A 14,187-nucleotide genomic window follows, 5' to 3' on the forward strand; every position below is an offset into this window, starting at 1 on the left:
TTTCGGGAGACGCAAAATGGACGGGACGGCAGCGAAGGTGTTGGAGAAGCCGGCATTCCGCAAGGTCAATTGGCTGGCGCGCGACATCGATGTCGACAGGCGCGCGGATGGCGTGATCGTCATCAAGTCGCGGATTCCGCTGCAGGCCTATGAGCCGCATCTCGCCGCGCCGCTCGCGCGCTGGGCCAAGGAGGCGCCGACGCGGACCTGGCTCGCGCAGCGCACCGGCCCGGAGCGGCAATGGCGAAAGCTGTCCTATGCGGAGGCCAAGCGCACCGTCGACGGACTGACGCAAGGCCTGCTCAATCTGAAGCTCGACGGCCGTCCGGTCGCGATCCTCTCCGGCAATTCCATCGAGCATGCGCTGATGACGTTCGCCGCGATGCAGGCGCGCTCCCCGGCGGCGCCGGTATCGCCGGCCTATTCGCTGATGAGCCACGATCATCTCAAGCTGAAATATCTGTTCGGCCTGGTGAAGCCCGGCGTCGTGATGGTGCAGGACGGCCCGACCTTCGAGAAGGCGCTGAAGGCGCTCGATCTCGACGGCGTCACCGTGGTTCATGTCGCGCGTCCCTGCGAGGGCATTCCGAGCATCAGCTTCGCTGACCTCGCTGCAACGCCCGCGACCCACGACGTTGATGCCTCCATCGCGCAGATCACGCCCGACACCGTCGGCAAGCTGCTGTTCACCTCCGGCTCGACCGGGATGCCCAAGGCGGTCATCAACACCCAGCGCATGATGTGCGCCAATGCGGCGATGATGATGCAGACGCGCCCGCGCGCGCCGGGTGCGCCGATCTCCACGGTCCTGGATTGGATGCCGTGGAATCACACGATGGGCGGCAATGCGGCGTTCAACCCGCTGCTGATCGATGGCGGCACGCTGTACATCGACGACGGCCGCCCGATGCCCGGGATGTTCGAGGAGAGCCTCCGAAACTTGCGCGAGGTGTCGCCGACCTACTATGCCAACGTTCCCGCCGGCTACGCCGCGCTCGCCGCGGCGATGGAGAAGGACGACGCGCTGTGCCGCTCCTTCTTCAAGGATCTCGGCATCATGGCCTATGGCGGCGCGCGGCTGCCGGACGATCTCTACGAGCGCATGCAGGCGCTGGCCGTGAAAACCACCGGCGAGCGCATCGTGTTCTACACCGGCTGGGGCTCGACCGAGACCGCGCCGACCTCGACCGGCACCTATTGGAACACCGAGCGCGTCGGCCTGATCGGCCTGCCATTCCCCGGCGTCGAGCTGAAGATGGTGCCGACCGGCGACAAATACGAGCTGCGCCTGCGCGGCATCAACGTCATGCCCGGCTATTTCGGCCAGCCCGAGCTGACGGCAAAGGCGTTCGATGACGAAGGCTTCTATTGCATCGGCGACGCCGGCGTGTTCGTCGATCCCAATGATCCCGCGCAGGGCATCATTTTCGCCGGCCGCGTGGTCGAGGACTTCAAGCTGACCACCGGCACTTTCGTCCATGTGGGCTCGCTGCGCACCGATGCGATCGCGGCGGCGACGCCGGCGATTCATGACGCCCTGGTGGCGGGACAAGACCGTGAGTTCATTGGCCTGTTGGCATGGCCGAACCTGCATGCCTGCCGACAACTGGTCGGTAATCCCGAGGCGACGTTCGACGATGTAGTGAAGCATCCTGCGGTGATCGACTGCGTTCGCCGCGGCCTTCAGGCGCACAACAAGGACTGCGAGGGCGCCAGCAGCCGGCGCATCGGCCGCGCCATGCTGATGGCCGAGCCACCGTCGATCGACGGCCATGAACTGACCGACAAGGGCTACATCAACCAGCGCGCCGGCCTCGAACGCCGCGCCGCGCTGGTCGAGCGGCTCTATGCTGCCACGCCCGACAGCGACGTGATCGTGCTGTGATGAGGTCCCACTCTCTCCATTCGTCATTCCGGGATGCGTGCGAAGCACGCAGGCCCGGAATCCATAACCACGATCGTGCGTATGGATTCCGGGCTCGCGCTCCGCGCGCCCCGGAATGACGGCAACTTTAGATCCGACTTCCAAGGCGAGTGACATACATGAACTTCGATTTCTCCGACGACCAGAAACAGCTGCGGGACCAGGCGCGGAAATTCCTTGCCGAGAAGTGCCCGCCGAAAGCCGTGCGCGTCGTGCTCGACGGCAAGGAAACCTATGACCGCGCGCTGTGGAAGGGCTTTGCCGAGATGGGCTTTCTCGGCGTCGCCATCCCCGAGGAATATGGCGGAGCGGGCGCCGGCCACCTCGAACTCTGCGTGATCGCAGAAGAAGTCGGCCGCGCGCTGGCGCCGGTGCCGTTCTCGTCCACGGTCTATCTCGCGGCGGAAGCGCTGATGCTCGCTGGCAGCGATGCGCAGAAGCAGGCCTGGCTGCCGAAGATCGCGAGCGGCGAGACGATCGGCACGCTCGCTTTGTTCGAGGGTACCGGCAATCCGTCGCCGAAGGCGATCAAGCTCGAAGCTGGCAACGGCGTGCTCAACGGCACCAAGAAGCCGGTCGCCGACGGCGCGATCGCCGATCTCATCATCGTCGCTGCGCGCACCGCATCGACCGGACGCGACAGCGACATCTCGCTGTTCCTGGTCGACGCCAAGGCCGGCGGTGTCGAGGCCAAGGCGCTGACCAATCTCGATCCGACCCGCGGCCAGGCCGAGCTCACCTTCACGAATTGCAAGGCCGAGCCGCTCGGCGCGGCCGGCGAGGGCTGGAGCATCATCAGCCAGGTGCTCGACCGCGCGGCGGTGCTGACGGCGTTCGAGCAGGTCGGCGGCTCCGATCGCGCGCTGGAGATGGGCCGCGACTACGCGCTCGACCGCATCGCCTTCGGCCGGCCGATCGGGTCGTTCCAGGCGGTCAAGCACATGCTCGCCGACATGTACGTCTCGGCGACGCTCGCGCGCTCCAACGCCTATTACGGCGCCTGGGCGCTGTCGACCAACGCGCCGGAACTGCCGGAGGCCGCGGCCTCGGCGCGCATCAGCGCGACGCAGGCCTATCAGCACTGCGGCAAGAACAACATTCAGGTTCATGGCGGCATGGGCTTCACCTGGGAGTTCGACTGCCACATGTACTACCGCCGCGCCAACGCGCTCGCGCTCGGCCTCGGCAGCCTGTCCTATTGGGAAGACCAGCTGATCGACCGCATGCGCAAGCGCAACGCGGCGTGAGCCAAGCTTGAATGTGCCGTCGTCATTGCGAGGAGCCCACCGGGTCTCGCCTCCGGCGAGCCCGATGGCAGGCTCCGGCGACGAAGCAATCCAGAATCTTCGTTTGGCACTGGATTGCTTCGCTTCGCTCGCAATGACGATGTGGAAATTGACGGGTCAATTGCTACAACAGCAGGGTTTAGACCATGAACTTCGATGACACCCCGCAGGAGGCCGCGTTTCGCAGCCAGGCGCGTGCCTGGATCGCCGCGAACGCGCCCAAGCAGTATGAGGACGAACTGCGCGCGTCCTCGCTCGGACGCACCGCGCTGAAGAACGCCAACATTCTCGAGGTCGCAAAAGCCTGGCAGAAGAAGAAGGCCGACGCCGGCTGGGCCTGCCTGCACTGGCCCAAGGAATATGGCGGCCGCGGCGCCTCGCCGATCGAGCGCGTGATCTGGCAGCAGGAGGAGGGGCCGTTCGGCAAGCTCTCCGCGATGTTCATCATCGGCCACGGCATGTGCGGCCCGACCGTGATGGCCTACGCCTCCGAGGAGCACAAGCGGCAGTATCTGCCGCCGCTCGCCTCGGGCGAGAAGGTGTGGTGCCAGCTGTTCTCCGAGCCCGCCGGCGGCTCCGACGTGGCGGGCCTGCGCACCCGCGCCGAGAAGCGCGGCGACGAGTGGGTGATCAACGGCCAGAAGATCTGGACCTCGGGCGCGCACTACTCCGACTACGGCATCCTGCTGACGCGCACCGATCCGACGGTGCCGAAGCACAAGGGCCTCACGATGTTCTTCCTGGACATGAAGAGCCCCGGCGTCGAGGTCCGCCCGATCAAGCAGGCCAGCGGCCACTCGGATTTCAACGAGGTCTATTTCACCGACGTCGTGATCCCGGACTCGCAGCGGCTCGGGGCCGTCAATGACGGCTGGAACGTCGCGCTCACCACGCTGATGAACGAGCGTATGTCGATCGGCGCCGGCGTTGCCACCGGCTTCCCCGAACTGTTCGACTTCTGCTCCAACATCATGCTCGACGATCGCCCCGCGATCGAGGATCGCAACGTGCGCTCGAAGCTGGCGAACTGGGCGGTGAAGGCGAGCGGGCTGAAATACACCAGCATGCGCGCGATCTCGGCGCTGTCGAAGGGCGAGCGTCCCGGGCCGGAGAACTCGATCGGCAAGCTGGTCGCGGGCTCGATGGTGCAGGACGTCGCGACCTATGCGCTGGATTTGCAGGGCGCCGCCGGCGTGCTCAGCGGCCCCGAGGCTGACGTCGCCGGCAAATTCCAGGCGATGCTGCTGCGCGCGCCCGGCACCCGCGTCGAAGGCGGCACCGACGAGATCATGCGCAACATCATCGCCGAGCGCGTGCTCGGCCTGCCCGGAGACATCCGCGTCGACAAGGACCTGCCGTTCAACCAGGTCCCGACCAAGGGACGGGCGTAGACCCTCATCCTGAGGAGCTGCGCAGCAGCGTCTCGAAGGATGAGGCCGACATCACAGGCCTCATGGTTCGAGACGGCGCCAAGGGGCGCCTCCTCACCATGAGGAGAGATATTCAACGAAGTCGTAGGGCGGGTTAGCGCAGCGTAACCCGCCGATGGCTTCATCGATGTCAATCAAGCGGCGGGTTACGCCTTCGGCTAACCCGCCCTACGCATATCAAGTGAGGGTCAGGGCATGAACTTCGACGACACTCCGCAGGAAGCCGCATTCCGCGACACCGCGCGCGCCTGGGTCGCGGCCAATGCGCCGAAGGAGCTGGAGGAGGAGCTCGCGAGCTCCTCGCTCGGGCGCATCCGGCTCAAGCACGCCGACATCGTCGAGGTGGGCCAGGCCTGGCAGAAGAAGAAGTCCGATGCCGGCTGGGCCTGTCTGCACTGGCCGAAGGAGTATGGCGGCCGCGGCGCGACGCCGATCGAGCGCGTGATCTGGCAGCAGGAGGAGGGCGTCTACGGCAAGCTGACGCAGCCGTTCCAGATCGGCGAAGGCATGTGCGGCCCGACCGTGATGGCCTATGGCAGCGAGGCGCATAAGCGCCGCTATCTGCCGAAGCTGGCCTCGGGCGAGGAGATCTGGTGCCAGCTGTTCTCCGAGCCCGCCGGCGGCTCCGACGTCGCGGGACTGCGCACCCGCGCCGAGAAGCGCGGCGACGACTGGATCATCAACGGCCAGAAGATCTGGACCTCCGGCGCGCACTACTCGGACTATGGCCTGCTGATCACGCGCACCGATCCCAACGTGCCGAAGCACAAGGGGCTCACGATGTTCTTCCTGGACATGAAGAGCCCCGGCGTCGAGGTCCGTCCGATCAAGCAGGCCAACGGCATGCAGGAGTTCAACGAGGTCTATTTCACGGATGTCGTGATCCCGGACTCGCAGCGCCTCGGCGCCGTGGGTGACGGCTGGAACGTGTCGCTGACGACCTTGATGAACGAGCGCATGTCGATCGGCGCGCGGCTCGCGACCGGCTTCCCCGAGATGTTCGAGTTCTGCGCCAACCTGATGACCGACAACGGTCTCGCCATCGACGATCGCGCGACGCGCTCCAAGCTGGCGTCATGGGCTGTGAAGGCAAGCGGATTGAAGTACACGAGCTACCGCGCGATCTCGGCGCTGTCCAAGGGCGATCGGCCCGGCCCGGAAAACTCGATCGGCAAGCTGGTCGCCGGCGTCATGCTGCAGGACATCGCGAGCTACGCGATGGACCTCGAAGGCGCGGCTGGCGTGCTCACCGGCGCGGACGAGGCGGAGACGCAGGGCCAGTTCCAGCAGATGCTGCTGACCGCGCCGTCGATGCGCATCGCCGGCGGCACCGACGAGATCCTGCGCAACATCATCGCCGAACGCGTGCTCGGCCTGCCCGGCGACATCCGCGTCGACAAGGACGTGCCGTTCAACAAGGTGCCGACCAAGGGACGCGGCTAGCCACACACGCCGTCATTCCGGGGCAAGGCCGAAAGGCCTTGAACCCGGAATCCCGAGGTTGGCTTGCCGCTCTTTTTGTAATCTCGAGATTCCGGGTTCGGTCGCTTCGCGACCGCCCCGGAATGACTGGTGTGGAAGGGGGAGCGCGCGTGCGCTTCAATCGAAATCCAGGAAGGTCATGATGTCAGCAGCAGCGCCGAAGCCGGAGCAAGACGCGATCAACGTCCTCGAAGACCTCATGGCCGCGCGGTTCTCCTGCCGCAGCTTCCGCGCCGATCCCGTGCCGCGCGCGATCATCGAGCGCATCCTCACTGCCGCGCAGAAGACCGCGTCGTGGTGCAACAGCCAGCCGTGGCGGGTCGAGATCACATCGGGCGCGGCGACCGAGGCGTTTCGCAAGGTGATGTACACGGCGGCGTCGAGCGGAAAGCCGGCGTCGGGCGACTTTCCGTTTCCGCGTGAATACAACGGCGTCTATCTGGAGCGGCGGCGCGAGAGCGGCTTCCAGCTGTATAATGCGCTGGGCATCGCCAGGGGCGACAAGGCCGGATATGCCAAGCAGGCGCTGGAGAACTACAATTTGTTCGGCGCGCCGCATGTGGCGATCATCCATAGCGACGAGGCGCTCGGCACCTATGGCGCGATCGATTGCGGCGGCTATGTCACGAGCTTCATGCTGGCGGCGCAGGCGCTCGGCGTGGCCACGGTGCCGCAGGCCGCGCTGGCCTTTCATTCCGACCTGGTGCGCCGGCATTTCGGGCTCGGCGATGATCGCAGGATCGTCTGCGGCATCTCGTTCGGCTATCCCGATCTCGGCCACAAGGCCAACTCCTACCGCACCGAACGGGCGACGGTGGCCGACACCGTCCGTTTTCACGACGACGGCACCTGACCCGAGCGGCCGCGCGACGCAGCGGCGATGATGGTCCGAAAGCCGAGTGCGAGTTCCGATTGGCGGGACTCGGTGCTCCGGCCCAGGCGAAGCCGGGCCCATCGCACCTCGAAATTGCCTTCTGCGTTTACTTTTTTGACAAGCGACATCGGCGCCACACTGTGCCCGCCTGGGTGTCGTTCGCGTGCGGCTGTCGACAGGGCGTCCATGCAAGCGCCGGCGTTCGCATTCAAAGCTGTCCTGGAATCAAGGCGTTGTCGGAGGATGCCGCGGGCGAAGCGCCACGTCTCCTGCGTGAGACTTGCCGCAGCAGACCTAGTGGTTGCTGCTACTCGGCTTCGGCGCGCATTTTTCCTTGAGCTCATGGGCCTCGAGCAATGATATTGACAAAATCCTCTCTAACATTTTGAGTTGCATCGCCCGAGCATCAACGATGCAGAATTGTAGACGCTCGATGATCTTCTCGATTGAAGGTTCAGTCACGGCTCGAAACCTGAAGTGTCAGCGATGGATTCCATGAACACGCCGTCCAACCTTTACGCGCTCGAGGTGGATGAGGCGACGCTCCTTGGTCACCGCCTCTTGAAGGCATTCCATAAGCTCAGGCTGACGCGGCATCGGGAGCAGCTCATTGCGCTGGCTGAACGGCTGCTGGAAGATGAAGAAAGATATCCGGCAGGGCCCGGCGGTTGACGTCCTCGAGCCCTCGCCAGGTCAATGTCGGCCGCTTCAGACCGATCTGCTTGCATAGCGATTTCCAGGTCGATTCATCACAATCGACCAGGACGGCCATCACTGACATCCCGTCCATCAGATGAGGCACGCCGAGTGGCTTGGCCTTCCAGCCGCATTTCTCGAATCGCGGCAGCCACCAGCTTTCCAGCACGATCGAGAACGCCGTCAGCCCGATCGAGATGCCATATTCCATGATGGCGGTGAGCAGCAGCATGTCGATTCGCGGTCCGGCATGTTCGCCGCGCCGCTCTGGGATCACGAAGATCCGCGACAGTTCGTAGACGTCCGGGCGCTGGATCGGGCCGCGCAGATTGAGATAGGGGAAGATGTCGCTCATCAATGTCGGCATCAAGGTCGGCACCGCGCGCATCGCGCCGATCAGCTGGCCATGGTCGATGCAGAACAGGTAGACGGAATCATCGGTGTCGAACTGGTCGATCTCACGGCCGTCGGGACGATCGAGGGCCATCCATTTGCGCTGCTTGACGTAGATCTCGTGACGCAGCCGATAATACGGATCGAAATATGATTCGTAGAGCGCGCGATTATCTTTTCGAACGACATGAATCTCAGGCATCGAAACCCCCGGTCGTCTGAACAAATATGGGGTCTGCAGATTGCCGATGCGCTTCGATTGATCCAGTGGCAAAAACGCCAGATCAGATGGTGATCTCGCCGTTGACAAGCGCGGTCGCAACCGTCGCCGTCTTGTTCTTCGTCGCGAGCTTGCGCTGCGCCTCTTCGAGGTGCCAGCGCACGTTGCGCTCGGACACGCCGAGGATGCGCGCGGTCTCCCATGCGGTCTTGCCCCGCGCCGCCCAGCTCAGCACCTCGGCCTCGATCCGTGACAGCCGCCGGGTCGGGTTGCTCGTGGCGGTGCGCGCCAGCGCGCGCAGCCTGCTGTGGGTGAAGATGCTGATCAGATGCAGCGCGCCGCGCGCGTCTGGCGCCAGGTTCGGATGCTCGCCGGCCACGCTGACGGCGCCGACGGCGTCGTCATAGTGGATGGGCACGCAGAAGCCTTCGTTCAATCGGAAGTCCTTGGCACGCATCATCACCTCATGCGCGCCCGGCTCATCCTGCCGGTCATAGGGGGCTTCCGACCATGCGAATGGATTCAATGTGGAGAGGCAGTGCCGCGGAATTGGATCGCAGCGGTGAAACTGTTCCCGCGCGTACATGTCGAACCATTCACGCGGCCAACCATTCGCCAGCATGGTCTGCTGCAAGGATTGCCCCGGGGCGGGCACGCCGGCCATGATATAGGCGTGAAATCCCAGATCGCCGATCATCTTTTCGAACTGGGAGAGGACGCTCGCGCTGGTCTTCGACGCTTCGATCGCATCGACGTAGTCCAGTGCTCGTCGCCCCCAATACGCGTCCATCACTTGCATGTGAATTTCTCCGCCGGTGGTTCAAGCTAGCCACGGGCAAAAGGCTGTCAACCGCAAATTGGAGCTTTACGTCGATAGTTCGCTGAGCGTGTGTCCGCACACCGGCTGGATACAGGCCTTTGCATGCAAAATGAGTCCGACGCGTAGCTCGACGGCGCTCAGAATCGCGGCGGCCTTTTCTCTGCAAACGATTTCATGCCTTCACTGATCTCGGTCCCGGTGGTGCTGTCCTGATGCCTGCGGCGGGCCGCCGCATCGTCGAGCGCGCCGCGCGCGAATTCGTTAATGGCGCGCTTCATGCCCCGCATTGCCTGTGGCGCGTTGCCGGCCAGGATCGTCGCAAGACGGTCGACCTCCGCATCGAGGCCGTCGGCCGGCACCATGCGCGTGAGATAGCCGATCCGTAGCATCTCGGCGGCGTCGATCTTCTCCGCGGTCAGGAACAGGCGCTTCGCATGGTCGACGCCGAGGCGCGAGACGTAGCGCTTGATGCCGTTCGGATAGTAGTGCAGCCCGAGCCTGGCCGCCGGCATGAACATTTCGCCGCTGTCGACTCCGATCCGGAAATCGCAGGCCAGCGCGAGGTCCGTCGAGCCGCCATAGACGCCGCCATTGATCCGGCAGATCGTCGGCAGGGTCAGGTCCTCGAGCCGGTCGACCACGGCCTCGAAGGCCGGCGTGGAACGCCCGTCGGTGTCGCTGCCGGGCGCCGCGCCGATGGCGCCGAGGTCGAAGCCGGCGCTGAAGGCGCGTCCGGTGCCGGTCAGGACGAGCACCCGCAAGGTCGCATCCGCCTCGATCCGGTCGAACAGATCGAGCAGCGCGCCGAGATCCTCGGGCTGCAGCCGGTTGAGATGGCGGGGACGGTTGAGCCGGATCGTGGCGCGCGGGCCCTCGATCGTCAGGACCGGCGTGCTCGGCGCGTCCTCGATTGGGCTGTTCTGATCACTCATGTCCTGTTCTCCAAGGCGCGGCGCTGGGCTTCGGCATCGATGCTCCGCGCCAGATCGGGATGGCGTGCCATCAGCACGCGAAAATCGACGAGGTCGAGCACCAGCAGCTTCGACAGGTTGGTGGTGCTGATGTTGGCCGAGCGCAGATTGTTCCCAAGCAGCGCCATCTCGCCGAAGAACGCGCCCTCGCCGAGCCTGACCTTCTTGCCGGGAAGATCGACCTCGACCTCGCCCGCCGCGATGAAATACATGCAGTCGCCCGGCTCGCCCTTGCGGATCACGGTCGCGCGGGGCGGCAGGTCGATGGTGCGCAGCATCTGGGTGACGTCGGCGATGGTGGAAGGGCCGAGGCTGGCGAAGAACGGCACGCGGCTGACCAATTCCCAGGTCTTCAAGAAATTGTCGCGCCGGGTCTCGGCGGCAAAGCTGGTCGCCAGGATACCGGTCCAGAGCCCGAACACGCCAAGGCCCGAGATCATCACCATCGCGGCCACCGTCCGCCCCAGCGGGGTGATCGGCACCACGTCGCCATAGCCGGTCGTGGTGAGCGTGACGACGGCCCACCACATCGCCGAGGGGATGGTGCCGAAGGTGGTCGGCTGCACGTCATGTTCGAGCGTGTATTCCGCGACCGAGCCGAGAAACAGCACCAGCAGGAACAGCACCAGCACCGACAGCAGGGGGCGCGCCTCCACCACCATCACCCGGCGGAGCCGGCGCAGGCCGGGCACGCCCGGGATCACCTTCAGCGCCCAGGCGAACGCCAGCAGCCATGCGGTACGCGGTTCGACCCCCGCGGCCAAGGCGATCGGAACGGCGGTCGCGGAGGCCGCGTCCACCAGGCCGCGACCCGAGGTGAGGTAGGCGGTCGCCTGGTGCTTCCGAACGGCCGCCTGAACCCGGATCCCCCATTCGGCGACGAAGAAGGCAAGGCATCCGCATAACAGGGCGTAGATCCAGCCGTGCGCGGCCGCATAGGCCGCGTCCAACGTCAGCAGGACCATCGCGGCGTTGCCGAGCAGCATGACTGCATAGGCCACTCCGGTCATGTCGCGCCTGGCCGTTGCCGCCACGAACGCCGCCAGGGCAGGAGGTAACGGCGATTTGGCCATCGGATGGAGATGCCTGCGGCTGAGGAGGGATTGGGAAGGTGGCGCCGGCAAAGTGCCCCGACCGGGGAACCTGCGTCAACGATGCCGGGAGGGTGATTGCAGGGCTTTTGTCGGGCGGCTCGGCCGCCTGGCGGCGCGCGGGAATTTTGCGGGCGCGACTCAAATACCGGTTCAATCGTCGTCCGTTCGCCGTATATCAGAGACCGGCGCGCACACGCCAAATTGGGCAAGACGCGGCCGGCGAGCGTCCGTCCGCCTCGAGCAGCAAGGGTCTGGTTGATCCCAATGGATACGTCTCACCTGGTCGAACATGCAGGCGCCGCCGGCAGCCTCTTCGCATCGATCTTCGTGGTCGCCACGCTGTCGATGCGGACGATGATTCCGCTGCGCGTCTTCGCGATTCTCACCAACATTGTCCTGATCGCGACCGCCATCCCGATGCACAATTATCCCGTCCTGATCCTGCACGGCGTGCTGCTGCCGCTCAACAGCTACCGGCTGCACCAGATGCTGCAGCTCGTCCGCGACGTGAAGCAGTCGGTCAACAGCGACCTCTCCATGGAATGGCTGAAACCGTTCATGACGGAGCGCAAATGCGGCCCGGGCGAAGTCCTGTTCTACAAGGACGAGAAGGCCGACAGCATGTACTACATCGTCAGCGGCCGCTTCCGCCTGGTGGAGTCGGGCATTGAGCTTCCGGTCGGCGCCATCGTCGGCGAGTTCGGCATGATCTCGCCGTCCAATACGCGCACGCAGACGCTGGAATGCGTCGAGGGCGGGCTGATCCTGTCGGTGTCCTACGACCAGGTCGAGCAGCTCTACGTGCAGAACCCTGCCTTCGCCTTCTACTTCCTGCGCCTGGCCAGCGCGCGGCTGTTCCAGAACATCGAGACGCTCGAACGCCGGCTGGCGCAGCAGACCGCCGCGCAGGCGCCCGTGGCCAAGTCGGCGTGATCCGAGGGAGTTCGAGGCACCGTGGAGAGCGTCCGGTCTTCGCTGCGATACCTGTTCGCCGACTTCATCGGCGAGCACGACGGCGAGCCGCCCTTTCTGCCGGAGGGGTTGCCGGACGCGGCTGCTGAGGCGGTGAGCGAGGGCATCCACCTGCTGATGGAGTATCAGGGGGGAGCCTACGCGCAGCTCTATGTCGACCGCATCAAGCGTTTCGTACGCCGATCGAACCTCGATCCCGCCATTCTGCGCGAGATCGCCCAGCTGCTCGCCGCGCGGATGGCCTATGAGGACCCGATCCGGATCGCGCAGCTCAGGTTGATGAGCCTCAGCAGCGGGCGCAGGCCCGGCGGCCGCGAGACCGACGATGTCAGGCGGTTTCGGCTCGACGAGCTGCTAGGCGCATTGCCGCAGTCGATCGCCGAATCGATGCTGACGGGCTTCGAGCAGGTGGGCTGGCTCGGCCGGCGCCGGGTCAAGGTGCGCTTTTCCGTCCGGTCGCGGCTCGCGGTGCGCCGCCTCAAGATGATCGCCGGGCTGCGGCGCTGGCGGCTGCAGTCGGTGCGCTATGCCGAGGAGCGCGCCTGGGCCGAGCGCTGGCTGCACATGATCGCGCGGGCGCTGGACAAGCAGCCCGCAGCGGCGCCGGCCGTGATCGCGACGGCAACCATGATCCAGGGGCAGGGCGACGGCTACCGGCAGGGTCTCGCCGATTGGCACGCCATCATCGACGGTCTCGCCAAGCCCACCTTCGACGGCGTGCTGCCGATTCCGGATCTCGCCGCGGCGATTGCCGAGGCCCGTGCGGTCGCGCTGGCCGAGCCGGGGCATGGTGCGCTGAAGCGGACGATCGCCCAGATCCGGGCGCGGGCCCTGGCGGTTCCGAGCACCAGCGCTGCGGAGTGACGCCGCCGCCGGATCAGGTGCCCCGACTCATGCCCGGGCGGGGTAACCTTATTGTTGGCGGAGACGTACCGAGGGGTAGCGGAGTGCGATCCGAGGTTCCCTTTCGCGTGCAATTCGCCACCAGAGATGTCATAAGCGTCGCATACGCGTCGAATTGGCCGGGTATTCTCATCAGATTGCGCTGAACGCCTCCAGTTCTCGGTGCGTCCAAGGGTTAGTCGTAGCGAGAGCGTCAGCTTTGTCTTTTCCCTCTTTGTCGTCGCAGATCCCGGTTGCTGCGCTGGTCGGCTGGATGCTGCTGCTCACCTTCAAGCACATCATCGGCGACTTCGTGCTGCAGAATGCCTGGATGGCCTATGGCAAGGACCAGCGGAAAGGCTGGGCGCTGCCGCTTCTGGTGCACTGCCTCATCCATCTCGCCGTCGCCATGGTGCTGATCCTGATCGTCGCGCCGAAATTCTGGTTCGTGGCCGTGATCGACTTCGCCGTCCACATCACCATCGATCGCATCAAGGGCATCTGTTCGTCGCGCTTCGGCATCACCCTCGAGCATCCCTGGTTCTGGACGCTGATCGGCGTCGATCAGGCGCTGCATCATCTCACGGGATTTGGCCTGTCGATCTTCATGGCCGCCAACGGGTGAGCGCTTGCGGTGGCGCAGCACCTGCGCCGCTCTGTCAAGCTGAGGAACAGGCGATCGTTCGGTTTGGTTAACCGGACGTTAGCGATTCGCGCGGCATGTTCACCCTCATGGGAATCAAGACCGTGCTGCCTAGCCGTGACGCGTTCGACACCGACTCCTGCCCGGTGGGTGAGGACCTGCTCGGGGAGCTCTATCGCGCCGATGCCAACGGGCTGCCCGCCCTCGTGGACAGCGTCTCCGCCGACGTCCGCGCCATGCTGGCGCTGTTCTGCTACAGGCGCACGCATCTGCACGGGCTGGCGATCACGATCGCTTCGACCTGCACCGAGAAAGATCTGTCGCAGTTTGGCGGCCGGGTCGGATCGGCGCTCTACGCGCAATCGCGAGGTGCCCGGGGTGGCGCCGCCGTCGCCGCGTCGAGCCGCAAGCCGATCTCGCTGTCCACGAAGCCGCTGTCGGTGATGAAGCCGTTCGAGGACGATCTCGACGACGAGCTCGATCCGGTCACGGCCTGAGAC

Annotated in this window: 13 protein-coding genes; 9 read left to right on the plus strand and 4 right to left on the minus strand. The window is 65.2% G+C overall.

Annotation, left to right across the window (positions count from 1 at the left end; genetic code table 11):
• Positions 1 to 16: 16 nt before the first annotated feature.
• The 5 genes from ACQR1L_RS20020 (at position 17) to ACQR1L_RS20040 (ending at position 6,975) form a co-directional block, all read left to right on the plus strand.
• A complete protein-coding gene (locus tag ACQR1L_RS20020; RefSeq protein WP_434859644.1) occupies positions 17 to 1,885 on the plus strand; it encodes an AMP-binding protein in 1,869 nt (622 codons plus the stop codon).
• 158 nt (positions 1,886 to 2,043) lie between these two features.
• Complete coding sequence (locus ACQR1L_RS20025) at positions 2,044 to 3,171, plus strand: acyl-CoA dehydrogenase family protein (RefSeq protein ID WP_434859645.1); 1,128 nt, start codon at positions 2,044 to 2,046, stop codon at positions 3,169 to 3,171.
• A gap of 185 nt (positions 3,172 to 3,356) precedes the next feature.
• The gene (locus tag ACQR1L_RS20030; protein WP_434859646.1) at positions 3,357 to 4,601 is read left to right on the plus strand and encodes an acyl-CoA dehydrogenase; all 1,245 of its coding nucleotides are present in this window, start codon (positions 3,357 to 3,359) and stop codon (positions 4,599 to 4,601) included.
• A gap of 234 nt (positions 4,602 to 4,835) precedes the next feature.
• Positions 4,836 to 6,083 carry an acyl-CoA dehydrogenase gene (locus ACQR1L_RS20035; protein WP_434859647.1) on the plus strand — a complete coding sequence of 416 codons (1,248 nt, stop codon included), beginning with the start codon at positions 4,836 to 4,838 and terminating at the stop codon, positions 6,081 to 6,083.
• Between the two features lie 238 nt (positions 6,084 to 6,321).
• On the plus strand, positions 6,322 to 6,975 hold the full coding sequence (locus ACQR1L_RS20040) for a nitroreductase (RefSeq protein WP_434859885.1): 654 nt from the start codon (positions 6,322 to 6,324) through the stop codon (positions 6,973 to 6,975).
• Between the two features lie 628 nt (positions 6,976 to 7,603).
• Here the strand turns inward: ACQR1L_RS20040 and ACQR1L_RS20045 are convergent.
• From ACQR1L_RS20045 to ACQR1L_RS20060, 4 genes are all read right to left on the minus strand, one after another.
• Positions 7,604 to 8,287 carry an acyl-homoserine-lactone synthase gene (locus ACQR1L_RS20045; RefSeq protein ID WP_434859648.1) on the minus strand — a complete coding sequence of 228 codons (684 nt, stop codon included), beginning with the start codon at positions 8,285 to 8,287 and terminating at the stop codon, positions 7,604 to 7,606.
• A gap of 82 nt (positions 8,288 to 8,369) precedes the next feature.
• Positions 8,370 to 9,104 carry a helix-turn-helix transcriptional regulator gene (locus ACQR1L_RS20050; protein ID WP_434859649.1) on the minus strand — a complete coding sequence of 245 codons (735 nt, stop codon included), beginning with the start codon at positions 9,102 to 9,104 and terminating at the stop codon, positions 8,370 to 8,372.
• A gap of 158 nt (positions 9,105 to 9,262) precedes the next feature.
• Positions 9,263 to 10,057 carry an enoyl-CoA hydratase/isomerase family protein gene (locus ACQR1L_RS20055; RefSeq protein WP_434859650.1) on the minus strand — a complete coding sequence of 265 codons (795 nt, stop codon included), beginning with the start codon at positions 10,055 to 10,057 and terminating at the stop codon, positions 9,263 to 9,265.
• A complete protein-coding gene (locus tag ACQR1L_RS20060) occupies positions 10,054 to 11,169 on the minus strand; it encodes a cyclic nucleotide-gated ion channel (RefSeq protein WP_434859651.1) in 1,116 nt (371 codons plus the stop codon). Before ACQR1L_RS20060 ends, ACQR1L_RS20055 begins: the two co-directional genes overlap by 4 nt.
• A 285-nt stretch (positions 11,170 to 11,454) precedes the next feature.
• Between ACQR1L_RS20060 and ACQR1L_RS20065 the strand changes: the two genes are divergently transcribed.
• The 4 genes from ACQR1L_RS20065 (at position 11,455) to ACQR1L_RS20080 (ending at position 14,184) form a co-directional block, all read left to right on the plus strand.
• On the plus strand, positions 11,455 to 12,123 hold the full coding sequence (locus ACQR1L_RS20065; RefSeq protein ID WP_434859652.1) for a Crp/Fnr family transcriptional regulator: 669 nt from the start codon (positions 11,455 to 11,457) through the stop codon (positions 12,121 to 12,123).
• A gap of 21 nt (positions 12,124 to 12,144) precedes the next feature.
• Positions 12,145 to 13,026 (plus strand): DUF6537 domain-containing protein, encoded by an 882-nt coding sequence (locus ACQR1L_RS20070; protein ID WP_434859653.1) that lies wholly within the window; start codon positions 12,145 to 12,147, stop codon positions 13,024 to 13,026.
• A 292-nt stretch (positions 13,027 to 13,318) separates the two neighbouring features.
• The gene (locus ACQR1L_RS20075; RefSeq protein WP_434859886.1) at positions 13,319 to 13,669 is read left to right on the plus strand and encodes a DUF3307 domain-containing protein; all 351 of its coding nucleotides are present in this window, start codon (positions 13,319 to 13,321) and stop codon (positions 13,667 to 13,669) included.
• 122 nt (positions 13,670 to 13,791) lie between these two features.
• Positions 13,792 to 14,184, plus strand: a complete 393-nt coding sequence (locus tag ACQR1L_RS20080) for a hypothetical protein (protein WP_434859887.1) — start codon at positions 13,792 to 13,794, stop codon at positions 14,182 to 14,184.
• The last annotated feature ends 3 nt before the right edge of the window (positions 14,185 to 14,187 follow it).

Source organism: Bradyrhizobium sp. HKCCYLR20261 (assembly GCF_051168435.1).
GTDB lineage: Bacteria > Pseudomonadota > Alphaproteobacteria > Rhizobiales > Xanthobacteraceae > Bradyrhizobium.

Excerpts from the sequence above, each read along its gene's own strand:
- ACQR1L_RS20020 (WP_434859644.1), top strand. The coding sequence starts at position 17 with ATGGACGGGACGGCAGCGAAGGTGTTGGAGAAGCCGGCATTCCGCAAG.
- ACQR1L_RS20025 (WP_434859645.1), top strand. The coding sequence starts at position 2,044 with ATGAACTTCGATTTCTCCGACGACCAGAAACAGCTGCGGGACCAGGCG.
- ACQR1L_RS20030 (WP_434859646.1), top strand. The coding sequence starts at position 3,357 with ATGAACTTCGATGACACCCCGCAGGAGGCCGCGTTTCGCAGCCAGGCG.
- ACQR1L_RS20035 (WP_434859647.1), top strand. The coding sequence starts at position 4,836 with ATGAACTTCGACGACACTCCGCAGGAAGCCGCATTCCGCGACACCGCG.
- ACQR1L_RS20040 (WP_434859885.1), top strand. The coding sequence starts at position 6,322 with ATGGCCGCGCGGTTCTCCTGCCGCAGCTTCCGCGCCGATCCCGTGCCG.
- ACQR1L_RS20045 (WP_434859648.1), bottom strand. The coding sequence starts at position 8,287 with ATGCCTGAGATTCATGTCGTTCGAAAAGATAATCGCGCGCTCTACGAA.
- ACQR1L_RS20050 (WP_434859649.1), bottom strand. The coding sequence starts at position 9,104 with ATGCAAGTGATGGACGCGTATTGGGGGCGACGAGCACTGGACTACGTC.
- ACQR1L_RS20055 (WP_434859650.1), bottom strand. The coding sequence starts at position 10,057 with ATGAGTGATCAGAACAGCCCAATCGAGGACGCGCCGAGCACGCCGGTC.
- ACQR1L_RS20060 (WP_434859651.1), bottom strand. The coding sequence starts at position 11,169 with ATGGCCAAATCGCCGTTACCTCCTGCCCTGGCGGCGTTCGTGGCGGCA.
- ACQR1L_RS20065 (WP_434859652.1), top strand. The coding sequence starts at position 11,455 with ATGGATACGTCTCACCTGGTCGAACATGCAGGCGCCGCCGGCAGCCTC.
- ACQR1L_RS20075 (WP_434859886.1), top strand. The coding sequence starts at position 13,319 with ATGCTGCTGCTCACCTTCAAGCACATCATCGGCGACTTCGTGCTGCAG.